Below are 24,256 nucleotides of genomic sequence, written 5' to 3'. Positions count from 1 at the left end.
CGTCCTGACGCTGCTCAGGGCTCCTCTGGACCGAGGGACCCGGAGACGTGGCGCGACGGTGCGGGCTCGTGCGCCGTGGGCCACGGCGGGCGGGACTTCGCGCGCGGCGCGTGCGCGGACTCCGTGACCAAGGCGTCGTTGAAGGCCGGGAGGTCGGCCGGCTTGCGGCTGGAGATCAGGACTCCGGGGCCGTCCCGGCAGATGTGCACCTCCTCGTCCACCCAGTGGGCGCCCGCGTTGACCAGGTCGGTGCGGATGCTCGGCCAGGAGGTCAGCGTCCGTCCGCGCACCGCGTCCGCCTCCACCAGCGTCCACGGCCCGTGGCAGATCACGGCGACCAGGCGGCCCGAGGTGCAGAAGGCGCGGACGAAGGCCACCGCGGCCCGGTCCGTCCGGAGGTGGTCGGGGTTGGCGACGCCGCCCGGCAGGACGAGGGCGTCGTACCGGCCGGGGTCCGCCTCACCCACGAGGTCGTCCACCGGAAAGGTGTCGGCGCGGTCCAGGTGCTTGAAGGCCTGCACCCGTCCGGGCCTGGTGGAGAGCAGCCGCGGCGTGCCGCCCGCCTCGGCCACCGCCTGCCAGGGCGAGGTGAGTTCGACCTGCTCGACGCCCTTCGGCGCGACCAGGAAGGCGACGGTGCGGCCGGTCAGGGTCACCAGTGGCATCGGCGCTCACCCCGCCGGGCGCCCGTTCCCTGCGTCGTGCCCGTCCCCTGCCAGGTGCCCCTTCCCTGCGTCGTGCCCGTTCCCTGCCGGGTGGCCGGTCGCCGCGAAGTGCTGGTCGAGCGCCGTGCGGCCGTGCGTGCCCAGGTCGCCCGGGGTCAGCTCGACGGCGGCGGGCGGCGGGGCGGAGCGGACGCGGGCGCGCGGGCAGTCCAGGTGGACCACCAGCTCCAGGTGGTCGATCCGGGCCACCAGCCCCACCGGGACCAGCAGCCGGGTGCCCTGCACCCACGGCCCGGCGTCGACCAGCAGGTGGTCGCCGGCGTCCTGCTCGACCCGGCCGAGCGGGCCGTCCGTCGCCTCCACCTCGTAGCCGACCAGGTTCAGGTCGGCGGCATGGTGGGAGCCCGGCCGGTACTCCCACAGGTCGGTCGTCATGGCACTCACGCCTCCGGTTGGTCCCACGGGCGTCGTTCCCCGTGTTCACCGCGTTCGGGGCGGTCACCGCGTTCGCCCCGGTCACGGCCCCCGCCGCCGAGGAGGTCCGTGCCCTCGGCGTCCAGCAGGCGGCCCGGACGGCGTCGGCGCAGCAGGACCGCCACGGCGGCCGCGATGCCCACGCTCGCCGCCCAGACCAGCGCGACGGCGGTCAGGACCGGCGCGGTCGGGGTGCGGACGCCGATGCTGAGGCAGATCGCGCTCATCACCAGCGCGGTCATCAGCACCCCCGGCGGGAGCTTGCGCGCCACGCGGCGCAGCACGACCCGGACCCGGCTCGGCTGTTTGGCCCCCATCGTGCTCAACCGTCGATCCAGACGCGTGTCCTGGCGCAGATCGGACTCGATCTCGTCCAGGAGCCGCCGTTCCCGGCCGCTCAACGCGGGTCCGTCCATCTCGGTCACCTCCGACCCGTCCGGTGACGTCGTTCTCGCATCCGGGCGGTTGCCCGGTTCGGGTGTGCCCTAACCGCTCCGGCCGGCCGGTACGGCCGGGGCCGTCGGACGGCAGCCGCCGAAGGCCCTGGGTCGGGCCAGCAGGCTGTCGTCGAGCACGTTCAGAAGGGCGGCGGTGTCGCGGTGCACCTCGGCCGCGCCGGCCGCCCGCAGTTCAGGACCGTTCGCGCCGCCGGTCTCCAGTGCGACGCACGGCACGGCGGCACGGCGGGCCGCCCGTACCTCGGCGACGCTCCCGGCGACGAACACCGCGTGTGATGCGGCACCGTCCACCAGGTCGAGGGCGGCACGCACGGGGTCGCCGCCCGGGGCGGTCACGGCGAGCACCGGCGCCCCGGCCGGACCGGGCCCGGTCAGCACCACCGTCCAGCCCCGCGCGGCGCACTCCCGCAGCAGCTCGGCCTCGCCCGGCGCGGGGGCGGGGCCGGTCGCGGTGCGGGGCAGCGCCCCGCGCCAGTCGGTACCGAAGAGTGCCGCCGAGATGACCGTCATGGCCCACCGTTCCCGTTGCCGTGCCACGCACGGGCGCGCTCTTCTAGACTAGGCCCCCACCCCCGTCCCGCGCCCGGCCACAGCGCCCCTCCCGGGAAGTCGGGCGGGGCCGGCGCCCCGGGCACGCGGGCCCCCGCCTCCGCCCCGGCCCCGCACGGAGCGGCCGGCTGTGCCAGGGCCCGTGGTGGATGCGCCGCGCCGCGCCCCCGACGGCTCGCAGCCGTGGGCACCGCGTCCTCGCCGAACCGCTCCGGGAGGCCCGCCTGCCCACGGCCGGCCGGCTACGCGGGCTCGGGGTCGGTGGCGAGCCGGGCGTGCAGGTGCTCGTCGTGGTACTTGCCGTCGCCGAACCGGTACGAGGCTCGCAGGGTGCCCTCGGCGGGGTAGCCGCAGCGATCGGCGACCCGGCAGGAGGCGTCGTTGCCCACCGCGTGGGCGATCTCGATCCGGCGGGTGTCGGCCGTGGCGATGCCCCAGCTGGTGACGGCCCTGGCCGCCCGGGTGGCGGCGCCGCGGCCGCGGGCGCCGGGCCGCAGCCAGTAGCCGATCATCGCGAGGCCGTCGGCCCGGTCGACCCAGCGCAGTGCGACGTTGCCCAGCAGTGCGTCGTCGGCGGCGTCGAGGACGGCGAAGGCGGCGGTGCTGCCGCTCTCCCAGCCGGCGTCGCAGCGGTCGAGGTACGCCTCGGCGGCGGCCTCGTCGGTCGTGCGGATCGGGTTCCACAGGGCGATGGCCGGGTCGGCCGCTGCGGCGACCAGGCCGGGCACGGCGCCGTCGCGGACGAGGGTCTTCCGCCCCCAGGGGCGCAGGACCAAGTCCCCCAGGTCGAGCGTGACGGGGACGAAGGAGCGCTGGTCGGGGGTGGATTCAGCGGTACTCATCCGCCTTTCCTATCCCGGCTCCCGGCGGGTGCGCCAGCGAATTACCCGAGCCGGGAGCGCGGCGGCGGTGGGCCCGCCTGGAGGGCGCGGCGACGGGCTTTCGGCAGGGCCGCGGCAGGCCTGCCGGGAGGCCACCGCGGGGCGGGCGCCGGCGCGCTCCCGTGCGTTCCCAGCGCGTGCCCGTGCTGGGCGCGCTCCCGTGCGTACCCACACCTGCCCGTGCGCTCCCCCTGGACAGGCCGGTGGCCGGGGACGTGCACCCCCGGCCACCGGCCGCACCCGCCCGTACGAACGGGCGTCAGATCCGGGCGAGGTACCCGTTGTCGACCAGCCAGAGCACGTTCAGCCGGGCCGGGCCGTTCGGCACCAGGACGGCGTCGAGCTGGTACTGGAAGCCGTAGCCGGGCTGGCCGAACCAGGGCGCGATCGGGCCGGCGTGCACCTTGAACGGCTTCAGCACCTTGTAGTCGTGGTAGTTGCAGCCGGCCGCCGGGTTGCTGTCGAGGCTCTGCGGCGGGATCGAGCGGCTGGCGTAGGGCAGGCCCTCGGGGGCGAGGAAGGAGCCGTACTCGCTGCCGAAGCGGTCGATGTTCTGGTTCGGGTAGAGGGTGATCTCGAACTCGATCGGGGTGCCGTCCGGCAGCGTGACGTAGCCGTTGGCCGGCGGGTAGATCCAGCCCGGGCTGCCGTTGTTGGCGGTGGGGCTGTAGTAGGTGGCGAGGAACTTGTCCTCCGAGAGGTTGCCGGTGCGGTTGTAGCCGATCAGCTCGCGGCCGACCGGACCGGTGGTCGGCAGGTCCTCGGGGCCGAGGCGGGCGTCGCCGTGGTAGTCGGCGGCCGAGCACTCGTCGGAGGGGGTCGTGGTGGCGGCACCGGCGGTGGCCGCGTCGGCGGCGGCGGCAGGGAGGGCCGGGGCGAGCAGGGCGACGACCGCGGCGAGCGGTGCGAGGAACAGGCGAAGGCGAAGGCGCACGATGTCTCCGTCGTATCAGCGTCATGGCGACCGGGGGATGATCCGTCACCCTCCGTGTCCAGGTCGGCACCCAGGCAAGCGGATCACCTGACCCCCCGTCAACAGGACGGGCCCGGAGGACCACTGCTTTCTCCCGTTTCGGCCGACCCGCCCATGCCCGACCCCGGAGGCGCACAGGATGGAGGGCCGCGAACCCTCCGGCGCGCGCGCCCTCCACCACGAGCCCCCGGCCCGACCGTAACGAAGCTGTTCCGGGTGCCACGCACCACGTTGACACCACGTCAGGCCGACCGGACCATCTCGGATACGGCCGGGCCGCCGGGTCACGGCCGTACCGAACCCGGGGGTGGTCAGTGATGGCGGACCAGATGCACCAGTGGAATTCCGAGCGGATGCCGAGCTCGATCAGGTGGGCGGTCGCGGGGGTCTGGGTTCATGCCGTCCTCAACGGCCTCGCCGGGCTCCTCCTCTTCGCCCTGATGAGCGGCGAGGACGGGGAGGGCGTCGGGCTGGTCCGGTTCGTCGCCGTCCTGTCGATCATGATCGCCGTCGTGCTCGGCTTCTGCGCCGCCCTGGCGCCGCGCCGGGCGGGCTGGACCAGGATCACCGTGCTGGTGATCGAGTGGCTCTCGATCATCTCCGGCATTCTCCAGCTCTTCTCCGGTACCACCGTCGCCCTGGCCGGCCTCGCCGTCGCCCTGCTGATCGTCACGGCCTTCATGTCACACGAGGGCAGGCGGTGGTTCAACGCGTAGTGACCTGGCGCCACGTCAGGACCGGCTGCTGGGCGCCAGCTTGCCGAGGACGTGCAGCAGCCGGTCCAGCGCGTCACGGGAGTTCGGCTCGGTCAGGTTGACCATCAGCCGGAAGGCCACCTTGAGCAGTGCCGGGTGGCCGAGGCCGAGCGCTCCGGCCGCGCCGAGCAGCCGGGGGCGGCCCAGCACGTCGGCGGCCAGCCGGCCGAGCGCGAAGTAACCGTCGTAGGCGGCGCGCAGCGCCTGCGGGTAGGCGCGCAGGGCGAGTTCACGGCCGCGGTCGGTGCGCCTGGCCAGGGCCTGGACGATCGTCTCGGCGGCGTACCGGCCGGACTCCATCGCATAGGCGATGCCCTCGCCGGTCGCCGGGCTGACCGTGCCGCCCGCGTCGCCGATCAGCAACAGGCCGTCCGCGTAGTGGGGTTGGCGGTTGAGGCCCATCGGAAGGGCAGAGCCGCGGACGGGCTCGGTGACGCCCTCGGGGGTGAAGCCGTACTCGGGCGGAAGGTCGGCGCACCAGCGGCGGAGCAGGTCCCGCCAGTCCACCTCGCGGGCCACGGCGGCGGTGTCCAGGACGCCGAGGCCGACGTTGGCGGTGCCGTCCCCCATGCCGAAGACCCAGGCGTAGCCGGGCAGCAGGCGCCGGGCCGGGTCCTTCGGGTCGCGCAGGTCGAGCCAGGCCTCCAGGTAGCGGTCCTCGTGGCGCGGGGTGGTGAAGTACGTCCGGTAGGCGACGCCCATCGCCCGGTCGGTGCGGCGGTAGCGCTTCATGGCGAGGGACAGCCGGGTGGAGTTGCCGTCGGCGGCGACCACGAGCGGCGCGTGGTAGCTGACCGGCGTCCGCTCCTCACCGAGGCGGGCGGTCACCCCGGTGATCCGGCCGGTCCGCTCGTCGACCAACGGGCCCGCCACGTTGGCCCGTTCGACCAGCCGGGCGCCGGCGGAGGCGGCCCGGCGGGCGAGCAGTTCGTCGAAGTCGGCCCGCCGCCGGACCAGTCCGAACGACGGGAAGGCCGAAAGCTGCGGCCAGTCCAGCTCCAGCCGGCGCTCTCCGGCGACCAGGCGCAGCCCCCGGTTGTGCAGCCAGCCGGCCTCCTCGGAGACGTCGATGCCCAGATCGACCAGCTGCTTGACCACACGCGGCGTCAGGCCGTCGCCGCAGACCTTCTCCCGGGGGAAGGCCGACTTCTCCAGCAGCAGCACGTCGAGCCCGGTGCGGGCGAGGTGGTAGGCGGCGGTGGAACCGGCTGGTCCCGCACCCACCACGATCACATCGGCGTGGTCCGGCCCGCGTGCGGGCTCGACGTCGGTGGACAACTGCTGCTCTGGGCCGGGCATCAGGCAACTCCCACGGGTCGGATCGGCTGCGGACTCGCGGTCACCGACGATAGGGACAGCAGCCGCCGCGCCGCGCCCCGACACGCGGACCCCGCCCCGATGACCGGTCGATACCGGCCATCGGGGCGGGGGTCGGCACCCGTGCGGGGTGCACGGAACGCCGGAGGGGGTCAGAGGCCTCCGTTGACGACCGCGCTGGAGACCGAGCCGCGGTGCAGGTTCCACTTGGCGAGAATCTTGTCGTACTCGCCGCTGTGGATCACCTCGTCGAGCGCCTTGGCGATGATGTCGCGCAGGGCGATGTTGTCCTTGGCGACGGTGATGCCGTACGGGCCGGCCTGCAGGAAGTTGGTACTGGCCAGCTGAAACGTTCCGGCGCGGCCCGGCTGGGTGGTGTTGTACTGGGCCACCGGGTAGTCGTTCAGATCGGCGGCCGCGGCGCCGGAGGCGACCTCGGCGAGCGCCTGCTCGTCGGTGTCGAAACGGTGGATCTGCACCTGCTTTCCGGTTCGCAGGCAGGCCGCCGTCTGCCGGGTGGCCAGCTCGTCCTGGACGGTGCCGCGCTGGACGGCCACGACCCGGCCGCAGAGGCTCTCCAGCGAGGAGAGGTTCAGCGGGTTGCCGGACTTGACCACCATCGACGTGCCGGAGCCGAAGTAGTCGACGAAGTCGACGCCCGCGTCGGCCTGGTGCCCGTCGTCGGCCGCGCCGAGCTGGCGCTGCTTGGTGTCGATGACGGCCGACATCGCCAGGTCGATCTGCTTGGACTGGACGGCCGGAATCAGCTTCTCGAACGGCATGTCGGTGAACTCAACCTTCACCCCGATCGTGGCGCCGAGCGCCTTGGCGAGCTCCGGGTCGAGGCCCTCGGGCGCGCCCGACGAGTCCTTGAAGTCCACCGGCGGGTAGTTGAGATAGGAGCCGATCTTGAGTACCCCGGCGGCCCTGACCGCTTTGGGGAGCCGGGCTTTCAGGTCGTCCTGGCTGCCGGGAGCCGGGGCGGCGCCGCTGCCGCAGCCGGTGAGCAGCAGCCCTCCGGCGCCGAGCGCGGCGGCGGCGCGCAGCGGCCGGCAGGAGCGCCCGGAGGGGGGTGCGGGGGTGTGCGGGGGGATGCGTCCGGAGGCGGGTCCGGAGACAGGTCTGGAGGCGGGTCCGGAGGCGGGGGTGATGAGGGTTCGGTGCATCGCGATGCGTCTTCTTCGCAGGTGAGGGAGTGCGTTCGGGGAGACGCCGCGCCTGAGGGCTGCCGGGGTACGCAGGGCGGACCACCTCGCCGTGTGCCCGGATGGGGCCGCCCCGGGGTGTGGGGGCGGCCGGTCGGCGGAGGTCCGCCGTCGAGGGCGGTCGGGGCCATCCTCGCACCCCTCGCCGCGGGCGGAGGAGGCGGGGCGACCGAGGGCCCACTGCCGTGCGGAGCGGCGCACGTCTCTCTCACAATCGGGTGATCTGATCGTTGCATGGGACTAAGTCGGACAATCACCCCGGCGGCATGGCAATCCGGCCAAATCTGCCTTGCGCCACCGCGGCGACTGCGGGACCTTAGGGCCTCTCGTGCGCCGTCACCCACCGTCACCGGCCGGGTCCCGGGCTGCCCGAGCGCTCCCCCCACCTGCCGTGCGGGCCCTCCCCTGCCCGCCCTCCACGATGGACACCAGCATGCGCATCCGCTCCACCACGGCGAGATCCCTCGTCGCCGTCCCCACCGCCGCCGCCCTGCTGCTGCTCGCGCCGACCGCGCACGCGGCCGCCGGAGGCAAGCCCCCCAAGGGCAACAACGGCACCGTCAAGATCCACGACAGCGCGACGGGGCAGGAGGACAATCGCAACGAGCCCAAGGTCTGCACCTTCTACCTGGACTCCTTCGGCTTCGACCCCGGCCAGGACATCATCTGGCTGATCGCCGACGTGCACGACAAGACCGAGACCGCGGTCGCGTTCGGCGACCTGCCGGTGGACGGCAAGGGCCACGTCCGCACCGAGGACATCAACCTGCCGGACGGCCACTACAAGCTGTACTGGGCCTCGGTCGAGCTGGTCGACGGGAAGCTGCCGGCCGAGCCCGAGCTGAACAACCCCAAGCACAAGGTGTTCAAGGTCGACTGCGGCGGCCGCACCCCCGCTCCCACCGGCAAGCCCTCGCCGAGCGCGACCCCGACCAAGACCACCTCCGCCTCGCCGAGCGCCACCACGACGCCGACCACGTCGCCGTCGCAGACGCCCTCCGCGACCACCTCCCCCAGCTCCACCGGCAAGCCGTCGCCGTCCGCCACGCCCAGCACCTCGGCCTCGCCGAGTGCGAGCGCGACCGCCACCACGACCCCGTCGGCCGGCCCCTCGACGACGACCCCGGCCACCCCGTCGGCCACCGCGTCGGTCACCCCGTCGGCGACCCCGTCGGCCGGCCCCTCGACGACGACCCCGGCCACCCCGTCGGCCACCGCGTCGGTCACCCCGTCGGCGACGCCGTCGGCCTCCGCGAGCACCTCGGCCACCGCCGGGACGGGCACCGAGGCCCCGGCTCCCACCGCCGGCCCGTCGACCGCCCCGACCGCGACCGTCCCGGTGCAGACCCCGCCCGCAGGCACCGTGGTCAACCCGGACAAGCCGCTCATCGTGCCCGCGAAGGCCAGCGTCCCGACCCCGATCCCCGGCACCGCCGCGGCCGGCAAGAGCCTCGCCTCCACCGGTAGCGACGGCAGCCTCCTGGTGGCCGGCGCCGGTACCGCGCTGCTGCTCGCCGGTGCGGGCGCCGTGGTCTACACCCGCCGCACCCGCCGGTCGTCCTGAACCCGCAGCGACCCGCACGGCCCCGGCACCGAACCGGGCCTGAGGGGGGCCTGAGCCGGGCCTGAGCCGGGCCTGAGGGGGCGGAGCCCGGACAAGCGCGGGGGCGGGCCGGTGACCGACGGGGTCGCCGGCCCGCCCGCCGCTTCCGGGCGCTCCGGTCAGGGGTTGACCGCCAGCACCACGTACGCCGCCAGCACCGCCAGATGCACCGCGCCTGGAGCGGGGTGGCCCGGCGTGGGATGACCGTCAGCGTGCCGACCGCGACGGTCAGCGCGAGCAGCACCAGGTGCGAGGGACCGAGCCCGAGGATCAGCGGGCCGGAGAGCCAGGCCGAGGCGACGGCCACCGCCGGAATGGTCAGCCCGATGCTCGCCAGCGCCGAGCCGAGCGCCAGGTTGAGGCTGGTCTGCACCCGGTTGCGCAGGGCCGCGCGCAGCGCCGCAATCGTCTCCGGCAGCAGCACCATCAGCGCGATCACCACACCGACCACCGAGGACGGCAGCCCGGCCGAGTAGACGGCGGACTCGATGGTCGGCGAGACGCCCTTCGCCAGGCCCACCACCGAGACCAGTGCGACACCGAGCAGCGCCAGGCTGGTCAGGGCCGCCCGGACGGTTGGCGGCTCGGCGTGGTCCTCCTCGTCGAGGACCTTGCCCTCCGGCGTGACGGGCAGGAAGTAGTCCCGGTGCCGGAAGGTCAGGGTGGCGACGAACAGCCCGTAGAGCACGATCGAGGCGGTCGCCGCGAAGATCAGCTGGGTGGACGAGAACTGCGGGCCCGGTGAGCTGGTGGTGAAGGTCGGCAGCACCAGGCTGAGCGTGGCGAGGGTCCCGATGCAGGCCGGCGCCGCGCCCGTGCCCTCGGCGTTGAACACCGCCACGCGGTACCTGAGCGCGGCGACCAGGATGGACAGGCCCAGGATGCCGTTGCAGGTGATCATCACCGCGGCGAACACGGTGTCCCGGGCCAGCGTGGCGGCCTTGTCGCCGCCGTCGGCCATCAGCGTCACGATCAGAGCCACCTCGATGACGGTCACCGCCACCGCCAGTACCAGTGAGCCGAACGGCTCCCCCACCCGGTGGGCGATCACCTCGGCGTGGTGCACGGCGGCGAGCACCGCGCCCGCCAGGAAGCAGGCCACCACGGCCACCACCCAGCCGGGCAGGTCCCGGTGCCAGGTCAGGACGAGAACGACGAAGGCCACCACCGGGACGGCGGCGGTCCACTGGGTGGCGGCCGCGCGGAGCTTCGTGATCATGCGGCCGAGCATCGCATCCCGGCAGCCCGGCGGCCGGGCAACGCCGCCGGGGCCCCTCGGCCGATGTGACCGGGCCGGTCAGGCGGGTGCGCGCCGGCCACGCCGGTCAGGCGGGTGCGCGCCGGCCACGCCGGTCAGCCTCCGTACTCGGCGAGGTAGCCGAGCACCCTGGCGACGTGCGCCTTCACCCGCTCGGGTACGCCGCCGGTGTCGGCGACGGTCTTGTCGCTGGTCCGGTAGCCGGCGGTGACGAGGGCGGGCAGGTTGCCCGTCAGCCCGCGGTGCTTGAACTGCTGGTCGAGCCAGCAGACGTAGTTGCCCATCGAGGCGATCGCGTCCGCCGGGTCCATGTAGTCCTTCACGCCGTCGTGGTCGCCGTCCTGCGCCCAGGCGTTGAAGACGGCGGGCGTCCACATGGCGACGCCGTACTCGCCGGACTCGGGGTGGGCGGCCTTCGGGTCGAACCCGCTCTCCGCCTTGAGCATGGCGGCCACCAGCGCCGGGGTGATCTCCGGCTCGGGGCAGCGGCGGGCGGCGTCCTCGATCGGGCCGCGCAGCGCGGCGGGCACGTCGGCACCGGGCGGGATCGCGCCTGCCGGGATCGCGCCTGCCGGGACCGAACCGGCCGCCGCCGTGCCCGCCGAGACGGCCGTGCCCGCCGAGACGGCCGGGACCGGCGCCGGGCGGGCGGTCCCCGTGGTGGTGGCGGGCTCCGGGGAGCCGGTGAGGGCGAGCAGGGCGGCGGCCACCACCGCCGTCCCGCCCAGTCCGCCCGCCCCGGCGAGCAGCCTGCGCCGGCGGGCCGGTCCGGTGGCGGCGTGCGACGGCCCGCCGGGACCGCCCGCTGCGGCCGTGAGCAGGGAGGCGAGGTCCACCCGGCCCCGCGCCTCCCGGTCCGCGGCGAGGCAGGCCGTCACCACCGCCCGCCAGCGCGCGGGCAGCGCGTCGTCCAGCCGCAGCGGCGCCGCGCCGCGCGCGTACGCCAGCGCGGCCAGCGAGCGGGCTCGGGCGGTGGCGCCGAGGAAGGGGTGCAGCCCGCCGGTGAGCAGCTGGTGGGCGAGGACGCCGAATGCCCAGACGTCGGCGCTGGGCCGCAGGGCGACACCGCGGGCGCCGGTCCGCTCCGACCACCACTCGGGCGGCACGTGGTCGGGCGAGCCGAGCGGCGGGGCGTAGGCGTGGGTGCCCTCCAGTTCGGCGGTGAGGCCGAAGTCGGCGAGTTTGGCGGTGCCGTCCGCCATCAGCAGGATGTTGCCGGGCTTGAGGTCGCCGTGCACCCAGCCCGCGCCGTGCATGTGGGTGAGGCCGGCGCCGACCTCCGCGAGGATCCGCTCGGCCCCGGGGACGGGCTCGTGCGGACGGGCCGCGGCCAGGACGTCCTGGAGGCTGCGGGCGGCGCGTTCCATCACCAGGGCCACCGCGCCGTCGAGCCCGGGGTGGGCGGGGTCGTCGACGGTCACGACGGCGAGGGTGCGGATCAGGTGCGGGTGGTCGGCGAGGCGGCTGAACCGCATCTCGCTGCGGGCGACCTGCGCCATGGTGCGGCGCTGGCCGGGGCTGAGCCGGGCGGGGCTGAGGAACTTGACGGCGGCGTCCGGGAGTTCGCCCTCCCCGTGGGCGGCGTAGACGCTGCCCCAGGCGCCGGCGCCGATCGGTTCGCCGGTGCGGTAGCCGGCCACGGGGTAGCCGGGCGGCACCGCGGGCGGCGGCTCCTCGGGCCGGTCCGGCCGTGGTGCGGCGGGCTGCGCGGGCGGTCGCACGGCGGGTTCAGCCGCCGCGCCGGGGCGGGAGCAGCGCCAGGTGCTCCTCCCGGACGAGGTCGAACCTCAGGGCCAGGGCCACGAGTTCCTCCCGCTTGCCGCCACCGCGGGCGGCCCCGCCCGGAGCCTCCTCCGGTGTCTCGCGCAGCCGGAGCTTGGTGGCCACCAGGTAGTCGATGTGGTAGTTGACGGCGGAGCGGGTGAGCCCGCGGCAGGACGGCAGGGCGCGCAGCCTGGTCACCACGTCGGTGGCGCCGGGGACGAGGGCGGCGGAGGGCGAGCGCAGCCGGGGTTCGCAGAGGGCCAGCAGGACGAGGAAGTACTTGGAGGTGGGGTCGAGGGCGAAAGGGCTCACCGTGCGCTCGCCTTCGCCGGCGCCGGACTCGCCGTCCAGGTAGGCGTGCTGCGGTGCGAAGACCTTGAAGGCGGCCGGTTCGCCGAGGGCGGGCAGCAGTACCCGGGAGAACTCGAACGGCACCGGCGCGCCGAGCCGGCCGGGCGCCACCTTGACGTGCTCCCCCGCGCCCTCCAGGTTCTCCACCACGTAGGTGGCGGAGGAGCTGAAGTTGGAGAGCCGCCAGTAGTCCTCGGCGGCGGTGATCTCGCCCGCGCGGCGCGAGACGCCCTGGTCGGCGAGGGGGATGGCGACGGGGCGGCCGGGCTCGCCGCGCCCGAACTCGGCCACCTCACCCGGGCCCAGGTGCAGCAGCGCGGGCCGGGTGGAGCTCGCGGGCCGGGTGGAGCCACCGGACCGGGTGGGCGGTCCGCCGGGCGCGGGCCCCCAGGAGGGTCCGCGGCGGGCTTCGGGGCGGGGTTCGGGCAGTTGCACGATGACCGTGTCCATGCAGGCCACCTCCGTGGTTCGCGTCGATCGTAGCCGTCCGAACGGCCTCACGCCGGTCCGCCACCCGTACGAGTGAACACCCGTGGCGGAGCGGCACCGGACTGCCGCCCGGGACGGTCAATCCGACGGTCCGGACGAGGAGTTGGCGGCCGGTCGGACGAGTCCGGCCTCCTCCTTGAGGCGGAGGCCGCTCCTCCTCCAGGCCGGAAGGTCGGGCCGGTCGGCCGAGAGACGCGGCGGCACCCGGCTGCCAGGGTTACGGCCATGGACACCACCAACTCCCCTGACCAGGGCATGACTTCACCGACGGCCGCCCCCGGGCGACGGGCCCTCCTGAGCGCCTCCGCGCTCGGGCTGGCGGCTGCGGCCACGGCGGCCGGCACGCTGGGCGCCGCCGGGCGCGCCGAGGCCGCACCGCAGGAGAAGCGAGCGCCGCGCCGGTTCGAGGGCCGGACGGTCCTGATCACCGGCGCCACCTCGGGCATCGGCCGGGCCGCAGCGAGCGCCTTCGCGGCGGCGGGCGCCGAGGTCGGGTTCTGCGGACGGCGGGCCGAACTCGGCCGCCAGGTCGAGCAGGAGATCCGCCGCAGTGGCGGAGAGGCCTCCTACTTCCCGGCGGACGTCCGCGATCCGGCCCAGGTCGAACGCTTCACCGAGCAGGTCGCGGCCCGGTACGGCGGGATCGACATCGCGGTCAACAACGCCGGTGTCGGCAGCGGCAAGCTGCTCCACGAGCTGACCGTCGCCGAGTGGGACGACGTGATGAACACCAACGCGCGTGGCGTCTTCCTCGCCGTCAAGTACCAGATCCCGCACATGCTGAAGGCCGGGCACGGGGTGATCGTCTGCACCGCCTCCTCGGCCGCCGAGCAGACCCGGCCGAACGGCGGCGCGTACGCGGCCAGCAAGCGGGCGATCCAGGGCATCGTCAAGGCGGCGGCCCTGGCCTACGGACCTCGGGGCATCCGGATCAACGCGATCCTCCCGGGCACCACCGACACCGCGTTCGTCCGGCCGCCGGGCATCCCGGACGGCGACTGGGCGCGGTTCAAGCAGGCGTTCGGCCCGCTGAACGTCGAGGGGCTGGAGCGGATGGCCGAGCCCGCCGAGATCGCCCGGGCGATCCTGGCGCTCGCCTCGGACGACTTCGTCTACCAGAGCGGCGCGTCCGTCCCGGTGGACGGCGGAGCGACGGCCGGGCGGCGGATGGTGCTGCCGCCGGCAGGCTGAACGGCCGGCCGAGCGGTCGGCCACGGGCGCACGGGAGGAGCGGACGCGGGGCGCGTGGGAGGAGCGACGCGGGGCGCGCGGGAGGAGCGACGCGGGGCGGCTGGGGCGACCGGGGCGGATGGTCGCCATGGTTGCAGCATGTAGTTGAACAGTCACCTGGAGTGTGATGCAGCGCACATATGGCATGTCCACAATCTGTGCAAGACTCATCCCACCCAGTGAGATTCCCTTGATTTCCAAGGAGGTTCCTATCATGCACGCTCGGATCGCAGCTCTGATGGTCACGGTGGCAGGGATCACGGCGGCGACGGCCCTGCCGGCCGCCGCAGCCACGGTCACCGACGAGTCCGGCAAGGTGGCCTGCGCCACCGTCGTCAACCAGCCGTGCGCCTGGCAGGAGCGGGACGGCGGCGGCTTCATCGGCGTCGCGCAGGTGTCGGCCGCCGACCCGGCGCAGCTGACGCTGGTCCGGGTCGAGATCCGGACCCAGCAGGCCTGGGGCAGCCCGTGGGTCACCGTGGCTTCCGCGACCACCGTCACCCACGGGTCCGCCAAGGCCGTCACGCCGCGCGTGGTCACCAAGGACCTGCGGATGATCTGCGCCACCGGCGGCCCGGCCCTGGAGGCCGCGCAGCGGGTCACCACCTGTACCAACCCGTTCTGATCCCGGCGGGGTTCTGAGCCCAGTGGGGTTCCGGGCCCGGCGAGGTCACTTCTCGGCGAGGTGCTGATCTCGGCGAGGTGCTCGAGGTGCTCGAGGTCTGCGGGGTCCGTGGGGGATCCGTAGACCGAAAGCGGTTCGGGGGGCACGGGAGATCCGCTCCCCCCGAACCTCCCCGGCTCCACCGGCAGCCACTCAGGAAGTTCCCAGCCCGCACTCTGGCCAAGGGCTCGCCGACAATGCGCCAACCTCCCGCCGAAACCCACCCGGAGCGTGCAACCCTCCTCGGAGCATGGGACTTTGCACTATCTTGGCAATTCGTGGAGCGGGGCGGGCCGCCCACCGGGCAGGCGCGCGCCGCACGGCGGAGTCTGACCACGCACCGCGCTCCACCCCCGCCACGGCAGCACCGACGGGGACGAAGGGGGAGCGTGTCGATGCCCGAGGGGACCACGCGTTCGACCGGGGCCGACGGCGGCCCGACCATCAGCACGACCGGCCCGGGCACCGGCCCGGCTGGTCCCGGCACCGCCCCGGACACCTACCCGGCTGCCTACCCGGCCGGCGGCCCGGCCGCCGGGAGAACCGCCCGGCCCCCCGCAGATCCGGACACCGCGGACCCGCGACCGGCCGCGGCACCACCACCGCGCGGCCGCCTGGCCGGCCGGCGCACCACCGTCGACGCCGTCCTGCGCAACTCCCCCGCGCAGCCGCTGTTCCGCCTCGCCGCCACCCGCCGGCTCGCCGTCCTCGCCTACCACGGCGTGGACGACCCGCGGACCTTCGCCCTCCAGATGGAGCGCCTCGTCCGGACCGCCCGCCCGGTCTCGGCGGCCGGGGTCGAGCAGGCCGTCCGCTCCGGACGGCCGCTGCCGCACCGCAGTGTGCTGGTCACCTTCGACGACGGCGACCGCAGCGTGCTCACCGAGGCCCTGCCCGTCCTCACCCGGCTCGGCATCCCGGCGGCCGCCTTCGTGGTCACCGAACTCATCGGCGGCGACCAGCCGTTCTGGTGGTCCGAGGCCGTCTTCCTGGCCGCCCACGGCGGCACCGCCCGCGCACTGGCCGGCTGCGCGCCCGGCGAGGTGGTGCGGCAGCTGAAGACGCTGCCCGACGCCGACCGCCGCACCGCCCTCGCCGACCTGCGCGAGAGCGCCCGCGCCCGTGCGCCCCGGCAGGAACAGCTCGGCCCGCAGGACCTGCTGACGCTCCGCCGGTCCGGCATCGCCATCGGCAACCACACCGCCGGCCACCCCTGCCTGGACCACTGCGACGACGACACCGTCCGGGACGAGATCACCCGCGCCCACAGCTCCCTGACCGGCTGGCTCGACGGCGAGGAGCCCACCGCCTTCGCCTACCCGAACGGCAACTTCGACCGGCGCGCCGACACCGTGCTTCGCCGGCTCGGCTACCGGGTCGGCTTCCTGTTCGACCACCGGCACGACCGGCTGCTGCCGCGCCGGCCGCTGCGGATCAGCCGTCTTCGGGTGAACTCCACCACCAGCCGGGACAGGTTCGACACAATTCTCTCCGGGCTCCATCCGGCCGTGCACCGACTGCGCGGCGGAGCCTGACGAGGGCCGAGGGGGTTCTGGGTGGCACCTGTCGAAGCTACTGCGGCCGAGGCCGGCACGGTGACGCGGGCGGCCGCGCCCGTGCGGTACCGGAGCGCCGCACTGCCGGCCGACGTCCTGGACGGCTGGCGGGAGTTGGCGGCCGCCGACCCGGGCGGTTCGTGGTTCACCACGCCCGAGTGGTCGCTGGCCTGGTGGGAGACGCTCGGCTCGAAGCAGGGCTCCGGCGAGATCACGGTCTGGCGCGAGCCCGACGGCCGGGTCTCGGCCGTCGTCCCGCTGCTGCGCACCTGGCGCCGGCTCCACCCGCGCGCGCCGCTCGCCGTGCCCTGCCTGACCGTGCTCGGCTCCGGCCCCGGCGCCGCCGACCACTGCGGTTTCACCGCCGCACCCGAGCGCCGCGCCGAGGTCGCCGCCTGGCTCGGCCGGCGGGCGCGGCGCGCCACGCTGCTGCTCAACGATCTCGACCCCGGGCAGGGCGGACTGCTGCCGCCCGGCGCGGTGGAGACCGGCCGCACCCCGTGCCCGCGCGCCGACCTCACGGCGGGGCCCGACGCGCTCGGCTCCCGGCAGTTCCGCGCCGACCTGCGCCGCTACGGCCGGAAGCTGGCCGCCGAGGGGATCACCTTCCGCTGGGTGGCGCCGGCCGTCGGGGAGGACGAACTCGCCGAGCGGGTCGACTTGTTGCACGCCGTGCTCAGGCTGCACCGGCAGCGGCGCGCCGCGCTCGGCCTGCCGACCACCTTCGACCCGGCCCGCGCACCGCTGCACCTGCGGCTGCTCGAACGCGCCGCCGCCACCGGGCGCGGCGAGGGCCCGGCCTTCCTGGTCGCCGAACGGGCCGGGGAGGTGGTCGGCGTGCTCTACGGCTTCCGGTGGCGGGACACCTTCGCCTACTACCAGATCGGCTGGGACCAGCGCTGGGCTCCGCTGCGGCTGGGCACCGCGGTGATCGCCGAGGCGATCCGGGCCGCCGCCGGCCAGGGCCTGGCCACTTTCGACTTCCTGCGCGGCACCGAGCCGTACAAGTACCGGTTCCATGCGGAGGACCGCGAGGACGTCTCCTGGCTGGTGCCGCACGGGCTCTCGGGCGCGCTGCTCGGCCTCAAGTACCGGGCGAAGGCGGCTCGTCAGGGCTGAGCACCCGCGGGGCCGGTGCTCAGCCCTCCCGATGCGGCAGATCCGGCTACGGCCGGCTGGTGCGCGCCGCCTGCGAGGCCGGTGCGGTCCCGGCCTGCCCCGCCGCTGCGGCCCGCTCCGCCTCCTCGGCCGGCCGCCTGGTCACGGGCGCGGGGCCGGAGCTGGTGCGGACCGTCTGCGTCGCGGCCGGCACGCCCGCCCCGGCGGTGGCCGGCCGGGTGGCACGGGCGGCCTGGATGGCACCGGTGGCACGGGTTGCCTGGATGGCGGCCGCCATCGGGGCGCCGACGCGGACTGCCGGTGACAGCAGCACGCCCGGGACGATCCCCGTCACCGCCGCGCGTCCCGTCGCCTCGGGCGCAGCACCCGCGGACTCCCCCGCCCGGGGGGCGATGGTCTCCAGCGAGTCCAGGCGCAGCACGAAGTTCGGATGGTCGGGGTGGCCGCCGGTCCAGTCGGCGTCCTTGCTGCGGATCTCGCGGGTGCGGGCGCCCGGGCCGAGGCTCTGCACCGGGCCGGGCCGCACGCGGACGTTGGGCCACCAGCGCCCGTCCCAGCTGTGCTCCAGCTCCAGCTCCCACTCGTCCTCCCGGACGTCCAGGAACTCGCCCACCCGACCGGACAGGATGCTGGTCCCGTACGAGGCCCGGATCACCGCCCGCTGATCGAAGGCGGCGTCCTTGCCGATGACCGTGATCCGCCACGGCCCGTCCATCCTCAGCACAGCCGGCCTCCCGAGGTCCTCCGCTGCACGGAGCCACCCGGCCCCGCACCTTCCTCAACGGGCCGGCGGCACCCACCGGTTCACCCCGTCCGGCCGCCCTCCTCCGGCGGGGACGGTCACCGCCGGCCCTTCAGCCAGCCGGCGAAGGCGTCCAGCGCGGGCTCCGGGTCCCGGCGGCCGAGACCGATCCGGAAGCGGTCGGCGGGGGTGGGGGTGAGGTCGGAGCGGTAGATGCTCGCCGGCAGCAGCAGGACGCCGGCCTCCTCGACCAGTGCGGTGCAGAACTCCTCCACCCCGTCCGGCCCGAGGTAGCGGGGGTAGGCGACGCAGCCGCCGTCCGGGGCCCGCCACTCGAAGAGGTCGCCGAAGGCGGCGAAGAACGCGTCGAAGAGCGGCAGGTTGGCGGCGATGACCGCGCGGTTGCGGGCCAGGATCGGCTCACGGTTGTTGATCGCGATCCGGGCCAGGATCTCGCTGGGCGCGGAGTTGCAGATCGTGGTGTAGTGCTTGGCGCGCTCCAGGCGGTTGCGCAACTCCCGGTCACGGCAGGCGATCCAGCCGATCCGCAGGCCCGGAAGGCCGAGCGACTTGGAGGTGACGTTGAGTGAGAGCGCCCGCTCGGAGAGGTCGGCGGCCTGCGGCAGGGTGCGGGCCGGGTCGCGCTCCAGGCCGCGGTAGACCTCGTCGCTGAAGAGGTGGATGCCGCGCTCGTCACAGATCCGGGCGAGCCGGGTGAAGTCGGCGGTGTCGATGACCTTGCCGGTCGGGTTGTTGGGGAAGTTGACGGAGACGACCCGGGTGTTGGGCCGCAGCGCGGCGGTCAGCTCGTCCAGGTCGAGCGCCCAGTCCCGGCCGGCGTCCAGGGCGACGCCGGTGACCTCGCAGAGGGAGAGCGGAATGGTCTCCGCGGACTGGTAGTTGGGGGTCACCACGACGGCGTGGTCGGCGGGGCCCAGCAACACCTGCATGGCGAGGTTGAGCGCCTCCTGCGCGCCGCCGAAGCAGATCACGTCGTCGGCGTCGACGTGCTCGTACATGCCCGCGACGGCCTGTCGCAACGCCGGGTCGCCGAAGGTCTCGGTGTAGCCGAGGGTGAGGGTCTCCCAGGCGTGCCGGTCCTCGGGGCCTGCCAGGGCGAGCAGTTCGGACATCGCCATGGTCTGCGCGTCGGAGGCGGTGAGGTGGTGGCGGGCGGTGAACTCCCAGCGGGAGAAGTAGGTTTCCAGCCGGAAGTCGGGGAGCCTGGTCATCGGTCGTTCCTCTGCGGTGCGTCGGTCGCTGTCGCTGTCGTGTTCTCTGTCGCGGTCGCGGTGTCTCTCGCGGTCTCTGTCACGGGCTCGTCCCCGGGTGCAGGTGCGACCCCTGGTGCGGCCCCGGGTTCGGCCCTGAGGTCGGCGAGAAGGCTGTAGACGGTGGAACGCGACACCTTGAGGGCGGTGGCGACGGCGGGAACGGCGCGGCGCACCGCGAGCACCCCGGCCCGGTCGAGTTCGCGCAGCACGGCGAGCCGGTCCTCACGGCCGAGGCGTTCCGGCGGGCGCCCGTGGGCACGGACGTAGCCGCCGATGGCGTCGTTCATCTTCTCGGTCCAGTCGCGTTCGAAGAGCGGCGCGGGGCGGGGCACGGTCGGGGCGGCGAAGCCGGCCAGCAGGGTGGCGGCGTGCTCCAGCGGTCCGCGGTCGAGGTTGACGCAGAGAACCGCCGAGGGCCGACCGTCGGTGTCGCGCAGCACGGCGCTGACCGAGGAGAGCCGCCGCCCGTCGGGGAGCAGCTTCTCGTAGGGCCCGTAGACGTCGGGCGCGGAGGGGTCCAGTTCGTCCAGCTCGCCGAGCAGGGACGGGTCGCCGGGGGCGCGGCTGCTCATCGGGTTCCAGAGGGCGAGCACCTCGTCCCGGGCGACGTCGTGCAGCACCACTTCGGCGTAGGGGCCGAGCAGCAGCGCCACGGCCTGGCAGACGGGCGCCCAGGCCTGGACACGCGGGTCGGGAGTCTCTGCGGTCATATTTGGACTGTACGTCCAGCCTGGACTGTTCGTCCAGTGGCGCCGGCACGAGGCCCCCGCCCCGGGCGTCGGGACGGGGGCCCGGGGGGCTCAGCGGCAGCTGATCAGCAGCGCCAGAGTGGCGGAGCAGGTGCGGGAGGCCCGGTCGTTGGCCGGCACCGGGTCGGCGGGCGTGCTCGCGGTGCGAACGGCCGTCACGGTGAAGTTGCGGCCGAGGTTGAGCAGGCCGACCTGGAGCGTCAGATGCCGGGTGGTGCTCGCCCTGGCGGCGAGCGGGCCGGCGACGGCGCAGGTCAGCTTGGAGGCCGCGATGGTGCAGTCGGTGGACGAGGCGGTGAAGCCGGCGGGCAGATCGGCGGTGACGGTGGCCGAGTCCACCGCGGCCGGGCCCTGGTTGGTGAGGGTCAGCGTGTAGTCGACCCGGCCGGAGAACAGCCCGCCCACCGGGTTGGCGCCGAGCGCGACGGCGAGGTCGGCGGTGGGCGCTGTGTAGCCGAAGCGGTCGGCGGGGGTCACGGCGCTGGTGCCGCCCGGGGTGGTGACCCGGACGTCCACGACGCCGGCGGCGGAGGCGGCGGGCGCGGTGGCGGTGCAGGCGGTCGCGGTGCACGAGAAGGTGGTGGCGTTCCCGGCGGCGCCGAAGCTGACCGCCGTCGCGCCGGCCAGGTCCGTCCCCGCGATGGTGACGACCGTCCCGCCGGCCTGCGGCCCGGACGCGGGGCTGACCCGGGTCACCACCGGCACCGGCAGCGGGAACCCGAGAAGGGTCACGGCGTCGCCGGTGAAGTCGGCCAGGTAGCCGCGCCGGCCGTCGGGGCTGAGCGCCAGGGTGAACGGACTCGCGCCGACCGGCACCGTCGCGGTGACCGCCCGGTCGGCGGTGGTGATCACGCTCAGCGTGTCGTCGGCGTAGTTGGACGCGTACGCGTACCGGCCGTCCGGCGACAACGCGACGGCGAACGGGTTGGTGCCCGCCGTCACGGTGCCGGCCACGGTCCTGCCCGCCGTGTCCACCACACTGACGGTGTTGTCGCCCCCGTTGGCCGTCCAGAGGCGGGAGCCGTCGGCGCTGAGCGCCAGGCCGAAGACGCCGTGGCCTACCGGGACGCTCGCGCTCACCGTGTTGCTCGCGGTGTCGATGACGTCCACCGCCTGGGCGCCCGAGGCGGCGACGTAGACGTGCGCGCCGTCCGGGGCGACGGCCACGCCGTGCGGTTCGGCGCCCACCGGGACGGTGGCGGTGACGGTGTTGGTCGCGGTGTCGACCACGCTCACGGTGGCGTCGCCCGTGTTGCTGACGTACGCGTGCGCGCCGTCGGGCGCGACCGCGACGCCGAAGGCCCCGGCGCCGACCGGGACGGTGGCCGTGACGGTGTTGCCCGTCGTGTCCAGCACGCTGACCGTGCCGTCGAGGTGGTGGGTCAGGTAGGCGTGCCGCCCGTCCGGCGTCCAGGCGGCGGCGTACGAGCCGGTGCCGGCCGTGAAGGTGCCGGTGACGGCGTTGGTCGCGGTGTCGAGCACGCTGACGGCGCCGGTGCTCTGGCTGGTCACGTACGCCCGGCTCCCGTCCGGCGCGAGCGCGACTCCCGCCGGGTAGGCCGCCACCGCGACGGTGCCGGTCACGGCGGGCGGCGGCGCGGCCTGCGCGACCGCCTCGGCGGTGGCGGGCTGCGACAACAGCGCGGCCGTGGCCGCACCGGTGGCGACCACGGCCGTCCAGGAGCGGCGCGGGGAACGACGTATTCTCACGGGGGTCTTCTCCAGACTCGTCGGACCATCGGGTCACGCGGGGCACCGGCGCCTGCCGGGGCCGGACGAAGCGTAGGAGATGGCTTGACGGAACGTCAGGAGTTGACCGGGATTGTCTCCAACTGTTCAGAACCGGTCACGCCCTGACAGTGAGCCCCAGGAGAACGCCGCCGGGTGGCCACGTCACCCGCCCGACGGGGCCTCCCGGCGTCAGGGCTGCTGCGGCGGGCCGATCAGCGGGGCGCAGACCGGGGCGGCGAGGCCGACGAACACGACCAGTTCACGGCCGCCCGGGTTGGTCTGCTGCGGGACGGTCTGCCAGTTGTTGGTGAGCCAGACGTTTCCCGAAGGGTCGATCTGCACGGCGGTGTTCCGGGACAGGCCGTCGAAGGTGTAGCCGGTGCCGGGCGGCGAGATCGGCTGCCCCGTCCGGTGGCCGGGCGGGCAGGCGGAGAGCCGGGTGCCGCAGAGCCGGGCGACCCGGTGGCCGCCGAAGTTGGCGACCCAGACGGTGTCGTCGCCGTCCACCGCGATGCCCCACGGCAGGAAGAGCCCGTCGTTCACGAAGGGCTGGTCCGGGGTGTTCCCCTCCGGGCCGACCATGGTCACCGAGGCGCCCGGCACCCGCTGCACCACGTCGCGGACGGTGTCGGCCAGGCCGGCGGCCGTGCCGTCCTCGCACGGGAGCGGAACGACACCGCTGTTGGCCACCCAGGCGTTGCCCCGGCTGTCGGTGGCGACGCCCAGCGGGTGGTCGATGCCGCCGCCGGTGACGGTGCGGACCGGCTCGCCCTCCGGTGACAGCTGAAGGACGCTGTCACTGCCGTTGCCCGTCACCGACACCTGTCCGTGCCCGTCGACGGCGACGTCGAAGGGCTTGACCAGGACGCCGTCCGGCGGCGCGATCCGGCGCGCGGCCTGCGGGTCGCCGTGCGGCAGGACGGTGACGCTCCGGCCGCCGCAGTCGGCGATCCAGATGTTGCCCTCCCGGTCCGAGACCGTGCCCTGCGGCTGGACGATGCCGCCGGAACGCCAGCCCTCCGCGGGGGACTTGGCCGCGCCGTCCGGGCCGAACTGCGAGACGCTGCGGTACAGCGGGCCCGGGTCGAGCGGGCAACCGGAGCCCTGGAAGCCGAAGTTGCCGACCCAGACGTCCCCCTTCGGGTCGAACGTGATGCCGTAACCGGCGCCGTAGAGGCCGCCGCCCCGGTAGGGCGCACCCGCCACGTCCTGGCCGGTCGGGGTGAGCCGCAGCAGGCTCCGGCCGCCGCACACGGAGGTCCGGGGGTCCGCGGCGTACTGGTAGTTGTTGGTGACCCAGGCGTTGCCGTCCGCGTCGAAGGCGATGTTGCCCGGACCGTCCAGCTCGTGGCCGTTGCCGGTGTACCGCAGCGCCAGCGTCCAGGCGTCGGGGGCGGCAGGCAGCGCCGGCCGGTAGAGCGGTCGCACGGCGGCCAGGGCGAACAGCTCACCGACGTGCTCGCCGGGCCCGTGGGCGATCGCGACGGCGGCCTCGAAGGTGTTGGCGGGCTCCGCCTGCCCGGGCTGCCGGGCCAGCCGGAACAGCTCCGCGCAGGTCGGCCCGTCCACGCAGCCGGCCAGGATGTCGGCCAGCGTGTTGAAGGCGGGCAGCGTGGAGGTCTCCGGGCCGTTGGGCGCGGTGGCGAGCATCCGGGCGACGCCCCCGTCCTCGACGTCGGCGAGGTTGTGCGAGATCGCGGCGGCGTTCTGCAGCCCCGGGTAGCCACCGGAGATGCCCTCCGGGCCGGCGAACCGGGCCAGGGCGTAGGCCGCCGCCACCGTCGTCCGCTCGTTGACCACCAACTCGTCCACCCGGGCCCCGTTGATCGCCCGCACGGCGGCGTGCTCGCGCGCGGAGCCGACCACGGCGGCCAGGCCGACCGGGCCGCCGCGGCTGCGTTCGGCGAACAGGTACAGCACCGCCCGGGGGTCGGCGGGCCGGTGGTATCCGAGGCGGAAGCGGCCCTCGGCGTCGGTCCGGCCCCTGGCGAGGACCTCCGCCGGCGCACCCGGACGGTCGCCCGCCCGGTACAGCGTCACGTCTGCCGCCCCGATCGGGGTGTCCCCGCTGCGGACGACGCCCCGTTGGACGTCCGGGCCGGCACCCGGCGTGTCGGCGGCCGAGGCGGTCTGGGTCGTACTGACCGTGAGTGCCAGGAGAGTGGCTGCGAGCGGGAGCAGGCTCCTGCGTCGGCGCATGGGATGGCTCCGATGGGGACGGTGGCGGAGGAGGTTTCGGCTGCCGGCGGGCCGACGACCCCCGGCCGGGCAGTAGCGCCAAGGTGGCATGCGGCCCCGCCCGGCCGGCGTACGGCGGCGGGGCGGATCGTCCGAGTCGCACCCATCGGGTGAGGGCGTACCGCCTCCCGGCCTCGTACCGCTCCGGCCTCCCTGCCCTCCCTGCCCTCCCGGCGTCCGCCCCCGCCGCCCGGCGGCCGCCCGTGGGCTC

Annotated in this window: 21 protein-coding genes and 1 pseudogene; 6 read left to right on the top strand and 16 right to left on the bottom strand. The window is 74.9% G+C overall.

Going from position 1 to position 24,256, the window contains the following annotated elements; genetic code table 11:
• Nucleotides 1-14 precede the first annotated feature (14 nt).
• From ACZ5WK_RS23070 to ACZ5WK_RS23045, 6 genes are all read right to left on the bottom strand, one after another.
• Complete coding sequence (locus ACZ5WK_RS23070) at nt 15-665, bottom strand: type 1 glutamine amidotransferase domain-containing protein (RefSeq protein WP_465549557.1); 651 nt, start codon at nt 663-665, stop codon at nt 15-17.
• A 6-nt stretch (nt 666-671) separates the two neighbouring features.
• Nucleotides 672-1,100, bottom strand: a complete 429-nt coding sequence (locus ACZ5WK_RS23065; RefSeq protein ID WP_465549555.1) for a hypothetical protein — start codon at nt 1,098-1,100, stop codon at nt 672-674.
• Between the two features lie 5 nt (nt 1,101-1,105).
• Complete coding sequence (locus tag ACZ5WK_RS23060) at nt 1,106-1,555, bottom strand: hypothetical protein (protein ID WP_465549553.1); 450 nt, start codon at nt 1,553-1,555, stop codon at nt 1,106-1,108.
• A gap of 69 nt (nt 1,556-1,624) precedes the next feature.
• Entirely contained in the window at nt 1,625-2,107 is a 483-nt protein-coding gene (locus ACZ5WK_RS23055) for a hypothetical protein (RefSeq protein WP_465549551.1), read from the bottom strand.
• A gap of 281 nt (nt 2,108-2,388) precedes the next feature.
• The gene (locus tag ACZ5WK_RS23050) at nt 2,389-2,988 is read right to left on the bottom strand and encodes a GNAT family N-acetyltransferase (protein WP_465549549.1); all 600 of its coding nucleotides are present in this window, start codon (nt 2,986-2,988) and stop codon (nt 2,389-2,391) included.
• 298 nt (nt 2,989-3,286) lie between these two features.
• The gene (locus tag ACZ5WK_RS23045) at nt 3,287-3,961 is read right to left on the bottom strand and encodes a TNT domain-containing protein (RefSeq protein ID WP_465549547.1); all 675 of its coding nucleotides are present in this window, start codon (nt 3,959-3,961) and stop codon (nt 3,287-3,289) included.
• A gap of 356 nt (nt 3,962-4,317) precedes the next feature.
• On the opposite strand from ACZ5WK_RS23045, the gene ACZ5WK_RS23040 reads away from it, so the two are divergent.
• Complete coding sequence (locus ACZ5WK_RS23040; RefSeq protein WP_465549545.1) at nt 4,318-4,716, top strand: hypothetical protein; 399 nt, start codon at nt 4,318-4,320, stop codon at nt 4,714-4,716.
• A gap of 15 nt (nt 4,717-4,731) precedes the next feature.
• Here the strand turns inward: ACZ5WK_RS23040 and ACZ5WK_RS23035 are convergent, their stop codons facing one another.
• Entirely contained in the window at nt 4,732-6,054 is a 1,323-nt protein-coding gene (locus ACZ5WK_RS23035; protein ID WP_465549543.1) for a geranylgeranyl reductase family protein, read from the bottom strand.
• A gap of 170 nt (nt 6,055-6,224) precedes the next feature.
• Nucleotides 6,225-7,238 carry an ABC transporter substrate-binding protein gene (locus ACZ5WK_RS23030; RefSeq protein WP_465549541.1) on the bottom strand — a complete coding sequence of 338 codons (1,014 nt, stop codon included), beginning with the start codon at nt 7,236-7,238 and terminating at the stop codon, nt 6,225-6,227.
• A gap of 472 nt (nt 7,239-7,710) precedes the next feature.
• Between ACZ5WK_RS23030 and ACZ5WK_RS23025 the strand changes: the two genes are divergently transcribed.
• Entirely contained in the window at nt 7,711-8,841 is a 1,131-nt protein-coding gene (locus ACZ5WK_RS23025; RefSeq protein ID WP_465549539.1) for an LPXTG cell wall anchor domain-containing protein, read from the top strand.
• Nucleotides 8,842-8,999: 158 nt separating this feature from the next.
• Here the strand turns inward: ACZ5WK_RS23025 and ACZ5WK_RS23020 are convergent.
• From ACZ5WK_RS23020 to ACZ5WK_RS23010, 3 genes and pseudogenes are all read right to left on the bottom strand, one after another.
• A pseudogene (locus tag ACZ5WK_RS23020) lies at nt 9,000-10,099 on the bottom strand (calcium:cation antiporter).
• Between the two features lie 134 nt (nt 10,100-10,233).
• Nucleotides 10,234-11,796: a serine/threonine-protein kinase gene (locus ACZ5WK_RS23015; RefSeq protein ID WP_465549537.1), complete on the bottom strand. Its 1,563-nt coding sequence runs from the start codon at nt 11,794-11,796 to the stop codon at nt 10,234-10,236.
• 70 nt (nt 11,797-11,866) lie between these two features.
• On the bottom strand, nt 11,867-12,703 hold the full coding sequence (locus ACZ5WK_RS23010) for a serine/threonine protein kinase (protein ID WP_465549535.1): 837 nt from the start codon (nt 12,701-12,703) through the stop codon (nt 11,867-11,869).
• 264 nt (nt 12,704-12,967) lie between these two features.
• Here ACZ5WK_RS23010 and ACZ5WK_RS23005 point away from each other — a divergent pair, with 264 nt between their 5' ends.
• The 4 genes from ACZ5WK_RS23005 to ACZ5WK_RS22990 all read left to right on the top strand — a co-directional run bounded on the left by ACZ5WK_RS23005 (nt 12,968) and on the right by ACZ5WK_RS22990 (nt 17,311).
• A complete protein-coding gene (locus ACZ5WK_RS23005; protein ID WP_465549533.1) occupies nt 12,968-13,933 on the top strand; it encodes an SDR family NAD(P)-dependent oxidoreductase in 966 nt (321 codons plus the stop codon).
• A gap of 253 nt (nt 13,934-14,186) precedes the next feature.
• Entirely contained in the window at nt 14,187-14,597 is a 411-nt protein-coding gene (locus ACZ5WK_RS23000; protein WP_465549531.1) for a hypothetical protein, read from the top strand.
• A 434-nt stretch (nt 14,598-15,031) separates the two neighbouring features.
• The gene (locus tag ACZ5WK_RS22995; protein WP_465549529.1) at nt 15,032-16,171 is read left to right on the top strand and encodes a polysaccharide deacetylase family protein; all 1,140 of its coding nucleotides are present in this window, start codon (nt 15,032-15,034) and stop codon (nt 16,169-16,171) included.
• A 21-nt stretch (nt 16,172-16,192) separates the two neighbouring features.
• Nucleotides 16,193-17,311: a GNAT family N-acetyltransferase gene (locus ACZ5WK_RS22990; protein ID WP_465549527.1), complete on the top strand. Its 1,119-nt coding sequence runs from the start codon at nt 16,193-16,195 to the stop codon at nt 17,309-17,311.
• A 46-nt stretch (nt 17,312-17,357) separates the two neighbouring features.
• Here the strand turns inward: ACZ5WK_RS22990 and ACZ5WK_RS22985 are convergent, their stop codons facing one another.
• The 5 genes from ACZ5WK_RS22985 to ACZ5WK_RS22965 all read right to left on the bottom strand — a co-directional run bounded on the left by ACZ5WK_RS22985 (nt 17,358) and on the right by ACZ5WK_RS22965 (nt 24,006).
• Nucleotides 17,358-18,035: a hypothetical protein gene (locus ACZ5WK_RS22985; RefSeq protein ID WP_465549525.1), complete on the bottom strand. Its 678-nt coding sequence runs from the start codon at nt 18,033-18,035 to the stop codon at nt 17,358-17,360.
• Between the two features lie 116 nt (nt 18,036-18,151).
• Nucleotides 18,152-19,285 carry an aminotransferase class I/II-fold pyridoxal phosphate-dependent enzyme gene (locus ACZ5WK_RS22980; protein WP_465549523.1) on the bottom strand — a complete coding sequence of 378 codons (1,134 nt, stop codon included), beginning with the start codon at nt 19,283-19,285 and terminating at the stop codon, nt 18,152-18,154.
• Nucleotides 19,282-20,037: a helix-turn-helix transcriptional regulator gene (locus ACZ5WK_RS22975; RefSeq protein ID WP_465549521.1), complete on the bottom strand. Its 756-nt coding sequence runs from the start codon at nt 20,035-20,037 to the stop codon at nt 19,282-19,284. The genes ACZ5WK_RS22980 and ACZ5WK_RS22975 overlap by 4 nt, the downstream gene beginning before the upstream one ends.
• Nucleotides 20,038-20,127: 90 nt before the next feature.
• A complete protein-coding gene (locus ACZ5WK_RS22970; protein ID WP_465549519.1) occupies nt 20,128-21,786 on the bottom strand; it encodes a YVTN family beta-propeller repeat protein in 1,659 nt (552 codons plus the stop codon).
• Between the two features lie 210 nt (nt 21,787-21,996).
• Nucleotides 21,997-24,006 (bottom strand): NHL repeat-containing protein, encoded by a 2,010-nt coding sequence (locus ACZ5WK_RS22965; RefSeq protein ID WP_465549517.1) that lies wholly within the window; start codon nt 24,004-24,006, stop codon nt 21,997-21,999.
• Nucleotides 24,007-24,256: the final 250 nt, after the last annotated feature.

This window comes from Kitasatospora sp. NPDC032757, assembly GCF_055579305.1.
Note: the sequence above shows the minus strand (reverse complement) of the source record. Positions and strands in the feature narration are given on the sequence as shown.

Excerpts from the sequence above, each read along its gene's own strand:
- ACZ5WK_RS22980 (WP_465549523.1), bottom strand. The coding sequence starts at position 19,285 with ATGACCAGGCTCCCCGACTTCCGGCTGGAAACCTACTTCTCCCGCTGG.
- ACZ5WK_RS23055 (WP_465549551.1), bottom strand. The coding sequence starts at position 2,107 with ATGACGGTCATCTCGGCGGCACTCTTCGGTACCGACTGGCGCGGGGCG.
- ACZ5WK_RS23070 (WP_465549557.1), bottom strand. The coding sequence starts at position 665 with ATGCCACTGGTGACCCTGACCGGCCGCACCGTCGCCTTCCTGGTCGCG.
- ACZ5WK_RS22965 (WP_465549517.1), bottom strand. The coding sequence starts at position 24,006 with ATGCGCCGACGCAGGAGCCTGCTCCCGCTCGCAGCCACTCTCCTGGCA.
- ACZ5WK_RS23000 (WP_465549531.1), top strand. The coding sequence starts at position 14,187 with ATGCACGCTCGGATCGCAGCTCTGATGGTCACGGTGGCAGGGATCACG.
- ACZ5WK_RS22975 (WP_465549521.1), bottom strand. The coding sequence starts at position 20,037 with ATGACCGCAGAGACTCCCGACCCGCGTGTCCAGGCCTGGGCGCCCGTC.
- ACZ5WK_RS23030 (WP_465549541.1), bottom strand. The coding sequence starts at position 7,238 with ATGCACCGAACCCTCATCACCCCCGCCTCCGGACCCGCCTCCAGACCT.
- ACZ5WK_RS22995 (WP_465549529.1), top strand. The coding sequence starts at position 15,032 with ATGCCCGAGGGGACCACGCGTTCGACCGGGGCCGACGGCGGCCCGACC.
- ACZ5WK_RS23040 (WP_465549545.1), top strand. The coding sequence starts at position 4,318 with ATGGCGGACCAGATGCACCAGTGGAATTCCGAGCGGATGCCGAGCTCG.
- ACZ5WK_RS23005 (WP_465549533.1), top strand. The coding sequence starts at position 12,968 with ATGGACACCACCAACTCCCCTGACCAGGGCATGACTTCACCGACGGCC.
- ACZ5WK_RS23010 (WP_465549535.1), bottom strand. The coding sequence starts at position 12,703 with ATGGACACGGTCATCGTGCAACTGCCCGAACCCCGCCCCGAAGCCCGC.
- ACZ5WK_RS23035 (WP_465549543.1), bottom strand. The coding sequence starts at position 6,054 with ATGCCCGGCCCAGAGCAGCAGTTGTCCACCGACGTCGAGCCCGCACGC.
- ACZ5WK_RS23060 (WP_465549553.1), bottom strand. The coding sequence starts at position 1,555 with ATGGACGGACCCGCGTTGAGCGGCCGGGAACGGCGGCTCCTGGACGAG.
- ACZ5WK_RS23025 (WP_465549539.1), top strand. The coding sequence starts at position 7,711 with ATGCGCATCCGCTCCACCACGGCGAGATCCCTCGTCGCCGTCCCCACC.
- ACZ5WK_RS23050 (WP_465549549.1), bottom strand. The coding sequence starts at position 2,988 with ATGAGTACCGCTGAATCCACCCCCGACCAGCGCTCCTTCGTCCCCGTC.
- ACZ5WK_RS23065 (WP_465549555.1), bottom strand. The coding sequence starts at position 1,100 with ATGACGACCGACCTGTGGGAGTACCGGCCGGGCTCCCACCATGCCGCC.